The sequence below is a fragment of the Neisseria sp. S1 genome, assembly GCF_048060015.1.
In the GTDB taxonomy this organism is placed as follows: domain Bacteria; phylum Pseudomonadota; class Gammaproteobacteria; order Burkholderiales; family Neisseriaceae; genus Neisseria; species Neisseria arctica.
Map to the genome: position 1 here is coordinate 41,930 of NZ_JBLUPI010000005.1, position 13,217 is coordinate 55,146.

At 46.6% G+C, this 13,217-nt stretch carries 7 protein-coding genes; 4 read left to right on the top strand and 3 right to left on the bottom strand.

Annotated features, from left to right (window positions below; all coding sequences use genetic code 11):
* Positions 1-377: 377 nt before the first annotated feature.
* Positions 378-1,892, top strand: coding sequence for a phosphate acetyltransferase (gene pta, locus ACEPPX_RS04980; protein ID WP_416623173.1), 1,515 nt, complete (start codon positions 378-380; stop codon positions 1,890-1,892).
* A 288-nt stretch (positions 1,893-2,180) separates the two neighbouring features.
* Here pta and speC read toward each other — a convergent pair whose 3' ends face one another.
* Together speC and ACEPPX_RS04990 are read right to left on the bottom strand one after the other, a co-directional pair.
* Positions 2,181-4,328, bottom strand: a complete 2,148-nt coding sequence (gene speC, locus ACEPPX_RS04985) for an ornithine decarboxylase (RefSeq protein ID WP_416623174.1) — start codon at positions 4,326-4,328, stop codon at positions 2,181-2,183.
* A 245-nt stretch (positions 4,329-4,573) separates the two neighbouring features.
* On the bottom strand, positions 4,574-5,008 hold the full coding sequence (locus ACEPPX_RS04990) for a Spy/CpxP family protein refolding chaperone (protein ID WP_416623175.1): 435 nt from the start codon (positions 5,006-5,008) through the stop codon (positions 4,574-4,576).
* Positions 5,009-5,206: 198 nt separating this feature from the next.
* Between ACEPPX_RS04990 and rpe the strand changes: the two genes are divergently transcribed.
* Both rpe and gltB read left to right on the top strand, forming a co-directional pair.
* The gene (rpe, locus tag ACEPPX_RS04995) at positions 5,207-5,878 is read left to right on the top strand and encodes a ribulose-phosphate 3-epimerase (RefSeq protein ID WP_416623176.1); all 672 of its coding nucleotides are present in this window, start codon (positions 5,207-5,209) and stop codon (positions 5,876-5,878) included.
* Positions 5,879-6,349: 471 nt separating this feature from the next.
* On the top strand, positions 6,350-10,816 hold the full coding sequence (gene gltB / locus ACEPPX_RS05000) for a glutamate synthase large subunit (RefSeq protein ID WP_416623177.1): 4,467 nt from the start codon (positions 6,350-6,352) through the stop codon (positions 10,814-10,816).
* A gap of 71 nt (positions 10,817-10,887) precedes the next feature.
* Here gltB and ACEPPX_RS05005 read toward each other — a convergent pair whose 3' ends face one another.
* Positions 10,888-11,538 (bottom strand): DUF305 domain-containing protein, encoded by a 651-nt coding sequence (locus ACEPPX_RS05005; RefSeq protein WP_416623178.1) that lies wholly within the window; start codon positions 11,536-11,538, stop codon positions 10,888-10,890.
* Positions 11,539-11,722: 184 nt separating this feature from the next.
* Here ACEPPX_RS05005 and ACEPPX_RS05010 point away from each other — a divergent pair, with 184 nt between their 5' ends.
* On the top strand, positions 11,723-13,153 hold the full coding sequence (locus ACEPPX_RS05010) for an FAD-dependent oxidoreductase (RefSeq protein ID WP_416623179.1): 1,431 nt from the start codon (positions 11,723-11,725) through the stop codon (positions 13,151-13,153).
* The last annotated feature ends 64 nt before the right edge of the window (positions 13,154-13,217 follow it).

Sequence of the window (13,217 nt, forward strand, 5' to 3'; positions counted from 1 at the left end):
AAATCCCACTACTTTTTAGGTAGTGGGATTTGCTTTTCTTTGGCTGGTTTGTTCGAGTGAAGCAATTAAGTAAGCAAATACTTACTTGGCAAGCTACTTTCAAACTTTCTTATCTGATTTTACCCCGTATTTATTTGAGGAATTATCTTGGATAAGAAAAGGGTTGTCTTGGTTTGTTACTTAGTCTGATTATTATTTTTCCCATTAATTCCAATAAATAAATTCGTTTTAAATTATTACAAATTATCCGTTCTATTGTATATTCTTTATCGCATCCATTGTATGCGTATAAGCAAAATAAGCTTGGCGTATAAACTGCTTTGCGGCAGTGATATAATGTAAAAAATTTCCCTGAAAGTTCGTTTAAAGGATAAATAATGGCAAACGTATTAGTTGTACCTGTTTCTACCCGTTCCGATGGTTGGGCAGTCACTCAGGCTGTTGCTTCTGCCCTGCCTAATGCGACTACCTACCGTGCTTTTGATGATTCGGGTGTGGCCGAGCGTTTGATTAGCACCGGCAAAAGCGATGACTGGTTTGATATGTTAGTTGCGCGTGTAGGCGAGCTTGATGCTGAAAATGTAGTTATTAAAGGTATTAAACCCGATGCCGAACGAGTATTCTTGTCTACTAAGAATCTTGAGTTGGCTTTATCTTTTGATGCTGCCGTAGTATTTGCCGTTTATACCGCCAACAATGATGTGGAGTGTGTGGCAGAGCGTTTGAATTTGGCTAAGCAGGAATATGTTACTGCTCCGGGCTTGTTGGCCGGTTTTGTGCTAGATGGCGGTGACGAAGGGGCAGGTGCGACTATTGCCGAGAAAACAGGGTTAACTTATTTCGGTTCCAGTGAAAACATTAAAAATGCCGATTTATTATTGAAGAAATCGGGCGGCCGAATGTCTCCGGCACAATTCCGCGTCAATATGATGGAGTCTGCCAGCAAAGCAAATAAACGCATTGTTTTGCCGGAAGGTGCGGAACCCCGTACTGTTCAGGCTGCGGCTATTTGCCATGAAAAAGGCATTGCCCGCTGTGTGTTGTTGGCACCACGAGCCGAAGTAGAGGCAGTTGCGAAAGAACGCCATATAAAACTACCTGAATCTTTGGAAATCATTGATCCGGCAACTTTGGTGGAACAGTATGTAGAGCCGATGTGTGAATTGCGTAAGAGCAAAGGCCTGACTCCTGAGCAGGCACGCGAGCAATTGCAGGATACGGTTGTACTAGGTACTATGATGATGGCGCAAAATGATGTCGACGGTTTGGTATCCGGCGCCGTGCATACAACGGCCAATACCATTCGCCCCGCTTTGCAGCTGATTAAAACGGCTCCGGGCGCCAGCTTGGTTTCAAGCGTATTCTTTATGTTATTGCCTAATCAAGTATTGGTATATGGTGACTGTGCAGTAAATCCTGAGCCTACTGCCGAACAATTGGCTGATATTGCCATTCAGTCTGCCGATTCTGCAAAAGCTTTCGGTATCGAACCAAAAGTAGCGATGATTTCTTATTCTACTGGTACTTCTGGCAGTGGCCCCGCGGTAGAGAAGGTTGCCGAAGCAACTAAAATTGCTCAAAGTAAGCGTCCTGATTTAGCTATTGACGGTCCGCTTCAATATGATGCGGCTACCGTACCGAGCGTAGCCAAATCTAAAGCACCTGATAGCAAAGTGGCGGGGCAGGCAACCGTATTGGTATTCCCTGATCTAAACACAGGTAACTGTACTTACAAAGCTGTACAGCGTAATGCGAATGTGTTGAGCGTAGGCCCGATGTTGCAAGGTTTGCGTAAACCAGTCAATGATTTGTCGCGCGGTGCGTTGGTAGATGATATTGTGTATACCATTGCTTTAACTGCGATTCAAGCGGTACAAATGGCTGAATCTTAATCTACTTTTTTTAGGAAAAGGCCGTCTGAATTTATTTCAGACGGCCTTTTAAATACAAATTTACGGTGCGTGCCTAGGATTCTGACAAGAAGTATTTAGATTGCAACCTATGTGATTTAATATATAAGATATTGTATATATTAGTTTTTAATATGCTGTCTGAAATTGATTTTGATAAGTTGTGATGTATTGAGAAGATAAATAGAAATTATTTTAAAAAGACCAATAAAAATGCCGTCTGAAATTTTGGCTGTGATTTCAGACGGCCTTTTATGAAGAGGCTGTTAGTTACTGCTTTAATACATAGGCCAGAGCATATTTTCTGCCGTTGTCGTCGCGCTCCCAGTAAACACCTTGGATTTCAGGTTCGAAGCCGGGCAGTTCGTTTACACTTTCTTCCAATGCACGGAAGTAGGCTAATACGGCTCCTCCCCAGATTTCTCCAGGTACGATACAAAGTACGCCCGGAGGATAAGGAAGGGCACCTTCAGCGGCAATACGGCCTTCGATCAGGCTTAAAGGTACTAATTCGATATCGTTGCGAACATAGGCATGATGCGTTTCAGACGGCATTAGTTTTGTAGCCGGCCATTTGTCTCTCCGGAACATGTCTTGCAGCAATTGATTTAATTGATGTTTGTGGTAAAAGTCGTGCATACGTTGGCACAATTCCTGAATCCGCATATTTTGGTAAATAGGGTATGCGGCGGCAAGGCCGGGAAGCATTTCACGCACCAAAGTATTGGCTTCGTAAAGTTCTTCGAAGCGGGCGATGGTTGCAACCAAATGCTGGAACTTGGCCATGTTTTCCGCCGGAGTCAGTAGAAACAAAATTGAGTTTAAATCTGCTTTTTCGGGAATCAGTGAGCGTTGGCGGAGATAATGCGCCAATACGGAAGCAGGAATACCGCTGGGCTCATACTCGCCTGTTTCACGGTTGATGCCGGGGGTTGTAAGCAGCAGTTTGCAGGGGTCGATGAAGTATTGATTTTCTGCATAGCCGTCGAAGTCGTGCCAAGAAGCATCTTTTGCAAAGCGGAAGAATGAAATATCGTCGACCATATCTTCACTTTCGTAATCCTGCCAAGGTTTGTCGTGAACGGTAGGAGGAACAAAAGGCTTGATAAGTTTGCAGGTTTGTAGCAGCATTTTCCGCGCTTCGATGCCACCAAGTACACATTCACGCCACATACGCTGTCCGGCTTTGCCTTCGTGCATTTTGGCGTTAACGTCCAGCAATGCAAACAATGGATAAAACGGGCTGGTGGATGCGTGCATCATGAAGGCATTGTTAAAGCGTTTGTGGTTGCAGTATCGTGCTTGTTTGCTAATGTGATTGTCTTTTTTATGGATTTGCGAAGTTTGTGAGAATCCGGCTTGTTGTTTGTGTACGGACTGGGTAACCAGAATGCCGGGATCGTTTTCATTCAACTCTAGCAGTAAAGGCGAGCAGTCGCGCATCATAGGGATGAATTGCTCGTAGCCTACCCATGCCGAATCAAAAAGGATGTAGTCGCATAGATGGCCGATGCGGTCGACAACTTGGCGCGCATTGTAAATGGTACCGTCGTAAGTACCCAATTGGATGACGGCTAAGCGGAATGGGCGTGGGCTATCGGCACGCTCGGGGGAAACTGCCCTGATGCGTTTGCGAATAGAGGCTTCGTCAAAATCACTTTCTGGAATTCCACCGATTAGTCCGTAGGCATTTCGGGCTGTCTGCATATAAACGGGGATGCCGCCGCTCATTGTTAATGCGCCGTGATGTACCGATTTGTGGTTATTGCGGTCGAATAAAACCAAATCACCGGGTGCGACGAGTGCGTTGATACATACTTTGTTAGCGGCAGAGGTGCCGTTTAGAACAAAGTAGGTTTTATCAGCATTGTAAACTTTGGCGGCATGTGCCTGTGCGGTATAAGCCGGGCCTTCGTGAATCAGTAGGTCGCCTAGGCGTACATCGGCGTTACATGAATCGGCACGGAATAATGTTTCTCCGAAATAAAGGAAAAAACGCCGGCCCGAAGGGTGTTTGCGGAAAAATTGGCCGCCTTGATGACCGGGGCAGTCGAAAGCGGCATTTCCATAATCGGTATAGTCTTTGAGGGCTTGGAAAAAAGGCGGGTCTAGGGAATCGATGTAGTCGGATGCGGCAGCGTTGATGAGCTGCCCGTTATAATATTTTTGATCCAGTGAGAGTTCGATCACTCCATATACTTCAGGAAGCCACTCGGGGGGTACGCTTTGACCATATTCCACAGCGGCAAAAATCGGTATGGCAAAGCCGAGCCGTTCTAATTCTTCCCACACCGTAGGCAGATCTTCGATTGTGGCCACTACTGCACATACATTGGTGAAATCGGTAAGATCGATATCCATCGTTTTGTAGTCGGCTTCAAATGCAAATTCAGTCCCTTTGCTGGCTGCGATTTTCATGGCTTTCCTTTGCAGAGAGTGATGGTGGAAATTTAAGAGAATAGGGCAAAGATTCTAGAGTGTCTATTTCTTTTACAGGTTTGTTATGCGCTTTGTTTTGTTATGAGCATACTTGATTATGAGGCCGTCTGAAAAAGAATGAGTAAAGGCAATCTTTAGTTATAAGCTTCTTGCCGCCTGTCTTAAATGTACACATGCCGCGTTTTGAATTTTCAAGTCGCGGCATGTGATGGATTAATGATGATTTATTTCAAGCAGGCTTTTAACCATTGTTGGCGTTGCATCGGGGTAAGCAATTGGTAAAAACGGTGCTGGATTTTTAATTCGCCTATTGCGAAATCCATACTGGGCATATAGCGGGCTTGGATATAATCACGGGCAGCGTTTTCGTTAAAGCTTTCCGCGGAAAGCAGCCGCATCAGTGTAGGATGGCGGGAGCGGCTGATACGGTTATTTTTGCTGTTGGCTTGGTCGAGTTCGCGTTTGTAATCGTAACGGATGGTGCGCAATTGGTTGCGCTGTTCAGGAGTGAGAGAAAGCTGGCGGATATCGCAATTGGGTTGGAAATCATCCAAGGGTGCTGATAAGGGGGTGGCAGATAATAAGCTGGCACTACTGAGCAAAGCACCAAATAATGTGGTTTTGATAACAAGCGGACGGAGCGGATGAAAGTGCAGCACAGTTGTTTTCCCTATCATTCAATCTATTGAGGAATGTAGCCGATGGGCGTGTGAAACACGGTATAATGGCCGTAAACTTGCGTAAAACCGCATTATCAACCAAAGCTGCAGTACTGTCTAATAAATTAATAAGGTATTACGGTACTGCAAACGGTATATTGTAAATCATATGCCGCCTGAAAAATGGAGAATACCAACGTGACAAATTACCGTATCGCCCCCAGTATTTTATCTGCAGACTTTGCCCGTTTGGGTGAGGAGGTTCGTGATGTTATTGCTGCGGGAGCAGATTTAATTCATTTTGACGTAATGGATAATCATTATGTTCCTAATCTGACTTTCGGACCGATGGTATGCGAGGCCTTAAAACCATATGCTACCGTGCCTATTGATGTTCATTTGATGGTGGAACCGGTAGATGATTTGATCCAATCGTTTGCTAAAGCAGGAGCCGATATCATCACTTTCCATCCGGAGGCCAGTCGGCATATCGACCGTAGTTTGAGTTTGATTAAAGATGCCGGATGCCAGGCTGGTTTGGTATTGAACCCGGCGACACCTGTTTATCTGTTGGAAAATGTATTGGAGCGCCTGGACATGGTGTTATTGATGTCGGTTAACCCGGGCTTCGGAGGCCAAAGTTTTATTCCGCAAACCTTGGTTAAAATACGCCAAGTACGGGATTTATTGGACATGTATGAAAGCGAGAGCGGACGCCGCATTGCTTTAGAAGTAGACGGGGGGATCAAGGTCGATAATATTGCTGCTATTGCAGATGCTGGTGCAGATACTTTTGTTGCCGGATCAGCTATTTTCGGTCAGGCCGACTATAAAGCGGTGATTGATCAGATGCGTACGGCCTTAGCATAAGTAGCTAAACTAGCTTGAAATAGATTGTGTAATAAATCTACAGATACCTGCCGATCAATTGCGGCAGGTATTTTTGTGCCATTCAAAAGATTCGGTCTTGTTTGAAAGCTCATATTTTAAGAGATGTGTGCAAATCATATAAAATGACAAAAAACAAGCAAAATTGTTAAAGCCTGTTAATTTAATATTAAGTGTCAAAAATACATCTAATTATAATTTAAAATATTAAATAAATTTTTTAATTGAAATAAATATTTATTTTATTCCTGTTTTTATTGAGTTTGCTTTCCATGAAACTGAAAAAAACCTTTGACGATTGACAACAATTTCCGTATTTTAGATAGCCTAAAGATTAACTAAATACACTTGCCCGCATTACCGTAAATCTCAAGTATTTTTATTACACTTGATGATGTTTGAAGCAGATGCAAGAGCGGCAGCCTCTACAACAATTTGCAGGAAAGGTTCATTATGTCCATGCTGTATGATCGTACACTGGAAAAAGAAAATTGCGGATTCGGCCTAATCGCCAATATTGATGGTGAACCAAGCCATAAAGTGGTTCGTACCGCTATTCTCGGCTTGTCACGTATGCAACACCGTGGCGCCATTCTTTCAGACGGCAAAACAGGTGATGGCTGCGGTTTGCTGTTGCAGATGCCTACCACGTTTTTCCAAACCGTTGCCAAGGAAGAAGGGTTTTCGTTAGCGCAAAATTTTGCCGTCGGACAAATTTTCCTGCCGCAAGACGAAGCATTGGCACAACAATACATTGCCATTATCAATGAAGAGTTGATAAATGAAACCTTAAGTGTGGCGGCGTGGCGTGACGTACCTACCAATGTATCGGTATTGGGTTCTATTGCCGCTGCCGACATGCCCAAAATCAAGCAAGTGTTTATCAATGCGCCCAGTGGCTGGCGTATTCAAGATGTACAGCGGCGTTTGTTTGTAACCCGCCGCCGTATTGAGAAACGCATTGATCATGATGATTTCTATATCTGTAGCCTCTCAAACAGAACCATTATCTATAAAGGCTTGTGCATGCCTAAAGACTTGCCCAAGTTTTATCTGGACTTGGCCGATTTGCGTATGCAGTCAGCAATCTGTTTGTTCCATCAGCGTTTTTCAACCAATACTATGCCGCGCTGGAAGTTGGCCCAGCCGTTCCGCTATCTTGCGCATAATGGTGAAATCAATACGATTTCTGGGAACCGCGCATGGGCACGCGCACGTGCTTATAAATACCGCACACCGTTGATTCCCGATTTGGCAACTGCTGCTCCGTTTGTTAATGAAACCGGTTCCGACTCGAGTTCGCTTGATAATATGCTGGAGCTATTTGTTAATGGCGGTATGGATTTGTTCCGTGCTATGCGTCTGTTGGTGCCGCCCGCATGGCAGCAGAACCCGGATATGAGCGATGATTTGCGCGCATTCTATGATTTCAATTCCATGCACATGGAGCCATGGGACGGTCCGGCCGGCATCGTGCTTTCAGACGGCCGTTACGCAGCTTGTAACCTCGATCGCAACGGTTTGCGTCCGGCACGTTATGTCATCACCCAAGACCGTTTGATTACCATTGCTTCGGAAGTAGGTATTTGGGACTACGCCCCTGATGAAGTGGTAGACAAGGGCCGCGTCGGCCCCGGCGAATTACTGGTGATTGATACCGGCAAAGGCAAGCTGATGCATTCTCATGAAATTGATGATGAATTACGTGCGCGCCACCCTTACCGTAGTTGGTTGGATAAAAACGTACAGCGCCTGATTCCGTTTGAGCAATTGCCGGAAAACGAAGTGGGCGAAGCGAATATGGATACTGAAACGCTTGCCGTATATCACAAGCAGTTCCTTTACGATCTTGAGGAATTGGAAAGTACCGTGCGCGTGATGGGCGAGAACGGTCAGGAGCCTGTAGGTTCGATGGGTGATGATGCGCCGTTTGCCGTATTGAGTGAACGCCCACGCCTGATGTACGACTATTTCCGTCAGTATTTCGCCCAAGTAACCAATCCGCCTATCGATCCATTGCGAGAAGCACATGTGATGAGTTTGGCTACCAGTATCGGCCGTGAGATGAGCGTGTTTTTCGAAGCTGAAGGCATGTCGCATCGTGTAAACTTCAAATCGCCGGTTCTGTTGTATTCCGATATGCAACAATTATTGCGCTTGCCTGCCGAACACTATAAGCATGTTGTACTTGACATGGTTTACAGCCCAGATGAGCGTAACCTCAAAGAAGCCTTGGAAAAACTTTGTGATGATGCCGAAGCAGCGGTACGCGATGGCGCCGTATTGTTGGTATTGTCTGATAAAAATATTGCCAAAGACCGCCAGCATATCCCTGCTGCACTTGCCGTAGGCGCAGTACAAAATCGCTTGGTAGCAACCAACTTGCGTTGTGATGCCAATATCATTGTAGAAACAGGTTCTGCCCGCAATCCGCACCATTTCGCAGTATTGATCGGCTTGGGTGCGACTGCTGTTTATCCGTATCTGGCTTATGAAAGCTTGGGGCATATGGTAAATGTGGGGGCGATTACCAAACCGCTGCGTGTTGTTATGGCCAACTTCCGCAATAGTGTGAATAAAGGTTTGTACAAGATCATGTCGAAAATGGGTATTTCCTGCATTGCATCCTATCGTGCAGCCCATTTGTTCGAAGTGGTTGGCTTCAGCAGCGAAGTTACTCGTTTGTGTTTCCCCGGCATTACCAGCCGTGTAGAAGGTGCGACATTTGCCGACCTGCATGAGCAGCTTTGCAGCCAACGCAAGCGTGCATGGCAGCGTAGCAAAGGCATTGACGCGGGCGGCTTGCTCAAGTTTAAACCTCAAGGCGAGTATCACGCTTACAATCCTGAAGTGGTTAATACTATGCAGGCGGCTTGCAATAGCGGAGATTACAGCAAATACCGTCTTTATGCCGATACGGTGAACAACCGCCCTGTAACCACCATCCGTGATTTATTACGCTTGAAAATCGAAGGGCGTGAGTCTATCGCTATTGATAAAGTAGAACCAGCCGAAAACCTCTACAAGCGTTTTGACAGTGCGGCTATGTCAATTGGTGCATTAAGCCCTGAAGCGCACGAAGCATTGGCAATTGCGATGAACCGTTTGGGTGGGTATTCCAACTCAGGTGAAGGCGGTGAAGATCCCCGCCGTTATGGTACTGAAAAAGTATCTCGGATCAAGCAAGTCGCGTCCGGCCGCTTCGGCGTAACGGCGGCCTATCTGATGAGTGCCGATGTTATTCAAATCAAAGTGGCTCAAGGTGCGAAGCCGGGCGAAGGAGGCCAGTTGCCCGGCGACAAAGTAACGCCTTATATTGCACAGCTTCGCTATGCCGTGCCGGGTTCTACCTTGATTTCTCCGCCGCCCCATCACGATATTTATTCGATCGAAGATTTGGCACAGCTGATTTTCGATTTGAAACAGGTAAATCCGAAGGCTTTGGTATCGGTAAAACTGGTATCGCTGCCCGGAGTCGGTACGATTGCTACCGGTGTAGCCAAAGCTTATGCTGATTTGATTACTATTTCGGGTTATGACGGCGGTACGGGAGCAAGTCCGCTTTCCAGCGTGAAATATGCCGGTTCTCCTTGGGAACTCGGTTTGGCCGAAGCGCAGCAGGCTCTGGTAGAAAATAATTTGCGTCACAAAATCCGCCTGCAAGTAGATGGTGGTTTGAAAACCGGTTTGGATATTGTGAAGGCCGCTATTTTAGGAGCTGAGAGTTTCGGTTTCGGTACGGGTCCGATGATTTCTTTGGGTTGTCGCTATTTACGAATCTGTCATCTGAACAATTGCGCTACCGGTATCGCTACCCAAGACGATACTTTACGCAGCAAGCATTATCACGGGCTGCCTGAAAAGGCGATGAACTATTTCAAATTTATCGCACAGGACGTGCGCGAGCTGATGGCTGAGTTAGGCGTGGAAAAACTCACCGATTTAATCGGCCGTACAGATTTGTTGGAAATCGTTGAAGGTAAAACTTCCAAACAGCGCGGTTTGGATTTAAGCAAGTTGCTGTATGCGCCTAAAGTGCCGGAAGGCAGCGCGCGCTATTGCACGCAGACTAACGAACCGTTTGATAAAGGCTTGCTGAACAGGGCGATTGTAGAAGAAACTCGAGAAGCATTTGTTTCGGGTGGTAGTATGGATGCGAGTTTTGATATTACCAACGTAGACCGTTCTGTAGGTGCTACACTTTCCGGCATGGTTGCTGAAAAATACGGTAACCGTGGCAATGCCGAACAAACGTTTAACCTTCATTTTGACGGCACGGCGGGTCAAAGCTTCGGCGTATGGCTGGCCGGCGGCATCAATCTGACACTGACCGGCGATGCCAACGACTATGTCGGAAAAGGTATGGCTGGTGGGCGCATTGTGATTAAACCGCACAATGGTGCTGCGTTTAAAGCCGAAAAAGCCACTATTGCGGGTAATACCTGTTTATACGGTGCGACCAGTGGCGAATTGTTTGCATCAGGTCGTGCCGGCGAGCGTTTCGCCGTGCGTAATTCGGGAGCAACTACGGTAGTAGAAGGTATCGGCGATAACGGTTGCGAATACATGACCGGTGGTGTGGTAACGGTATTGGGTAAAACCGGTATCAACTTCGGCGCAGGTATGACGGGGGGCTTTGCTTATGTACTTGATGTTGACGGCTGTTTCCAAGGCCGTATCAATCCTGAAATGGTAGAAGGATTGGGTATTGAAGATTTACCAATGCATCAAGAACATTTGCGCGGCCTGATCGAGCGTCATGTGAGCCTGACCCACAGCCGTATCGGCGAGGAAATATTGGCAGATTGGGAAAACTATATCGGTAAATTTGTTCTGGTAAAACCCAAGGCAAATGATGTGGATGCACTGCTGGGACACAAACGCCGAACCGTAACCGAGCTACGGTTGGTAACTCAGTAAGTGCCAAAGTTCAGACGGCCTGAAAAATTTAAACAGGCCGTCTGAAAAGACTGTTTGATTGGATAAAGGTATTATTTTTGAACCGACTTCAGCCAATTTCGCATTAAATCGATTTCAGGCCGCTGGGCCGCGATAATGGATTCTGCTAATTTTCGGGTTGCCGGATTGGTACCGTAGCGAAGTTGTATCTCCGCCATATCGATTGCCCCTTGGTGATGTGGAATCATAGCTTGGGCAAATGCAATATCGGGATCGGGATGCTTCGCCGCATCTGCCATAGCATGATGTTGGTTTAAACCCAGATATGCTTGGGTATGAGGATAGGCTTTACCGGAAGGCGGGGTAGTCGTCGGATGCTGTTTTAGCCAGTTGGACATTGTCTCGATCTCAGCCTTCTGGGCGGCAATAATATTTTTTGCCAGTTTGCGCATGGTTGGATCTCGGCCGTATTTAAGCTCAATCTCAGCCATGGCGACAGCTCCTTGATGATGGGGAATCATACCCGCATTGAAAGCAGCGTCTGGATTGGCGATATATGCCGCTTGATTCATACCGTGATGCATATGTTCCATGCTTTGCAAATAGGCTTGGATATGCGGTGCGGTACCGTTTTTCTGGATGTGATACCCGTTGTGCATTGAGGCGGGCTGTCCAGGTATATGGCAGGCAGAAAGCAAAATGGCTGTGGTTAGATTGGAAATTAACAAGATTCGGTTTTTCATCGGATTTTCCTGAGTTGGTATGATCGGGAGAAGCAGTATTAAAAGCATAAGGTCTAACCCCCGGTTAAGGTCAAGCAGCGTAAAACGGGTTTGCAAAACATTTAGGTAGATTATCCAACGATTACATAATCGGTTGCCTTTCCTGTTTGTGGAGGGCAGACGTCAAAATACAAGGAACACCACTATGAGCGAACGTGAAAACGTATATCAGTTTATCGACCTGCCGCGTGTCGATCCGCCGAAAATTCCCTTGAATACGCGCAAAACCAGTTTCGTAGAAATCTATCAGGCTTTCAGCGACAAGCAGGCGCAAGCTCAGGCAGACCGTTGTTTGGCTTGCGGTAATCCGTATTGTCAAAACAAATGCCCGCTGCACAACAATATTCCCAATTGGCTGCGCTTGGCTAACGAAGGACGTATTATTGAAGCGGCGGAGCTGGCTCATAGTACGAATAGTCTGCCGGAAGTATGCGGACGCGTCTGCCCGCAAGACCGTTTGTGCGAGGGCGATTGCACCTTAAATGCAGAGTTTGGTGCGGTAACGATAGGCAATGTGGAAAAATACATTACCGAAAAAGCCTTTGAGATGGGTTGGAAACCGAATCTGCATGATGTACCCAAAGCAGGTAAAAAAGTAGCCGTTATCGGTGCAGGGCCGGCCGGTTTGGGTTGTGCCGATGTGTTGGTACGTAACGGTGTAGACGTGACCGTATATGAGCGTCAACAGGAGATTGGCGGTCTGCTTACCTTTGGTATTCCTGCGTTTAAGTTGGAAAAAGAAGTGATGGTACGCCGCCGTGAAGTGTTCGGCGAAATGGGTATCGAGTTCAAGCTGGGCGTGGAAATCGGTAAAGACATCGGCTTGCAGGATTTGGTTGAACAATACGATGCGGTATTCCTCGGCGTCGGTACATACCAAGGTATGAAGGCCGATATTCCGAACGAACATGCCCAAGGTGTATATTCCGCGTTGCCGTTTTTGATTGGTAATACCCAAAATTTACTCGGATTGCCAAGTGCGGACTATGTCAGCATGGAGGGCAAACGCGTGGTTGTATTGGGCGGAGGCGATACCGCTATGGACTGTGTCCGTACTTCAGTGCGTCAAGGGGCGGCAGAAGTTACCTGTGTTTACCGTCGAGATGCGGCTAATATGCCGGGTAGTAAAAAAGAGTTTACCAACGCTAAAGAAGAAGGTGTGGCTTTCCAATTTAATGCCCAACCGGTTGCGATAGAAGCAGATCCGGTTGCCGTTGAAACCGATGCTACAGGTAAGGTTACCGGTATCCGTATTGTGAAAACCCGTATGGGTGAGCCTGATGAAAAAGGCCGCCGCCGTGCCGAAATTATTGAGGGTAGTGAGGAAGTTATCGATTGCGATGCGGTTATTGTGGCATTCGGTTTCGCACCGCATGAAATGCCGTGGCTGCAAAGCGTCGGTGTGACAACCGATAACCGCGGCCGTATTGAAGCGCGTGGTACTTATAAGCAGCAAACCGCCAATCCGAAAGTGTTTGCAGGAGGAGATATTACCCGTGGTTCGGATTTGGTCGTTACGGCTATTGCCGAAGGCCGGGATGCAGCCGAGGGTATTCTGGATTATTTGAATATTTAATTTATTTTAAATATTTGTTTTTAATGAGTTATAAGGCCGTCTGAAAGTTCAGGCGGCCTTTTTA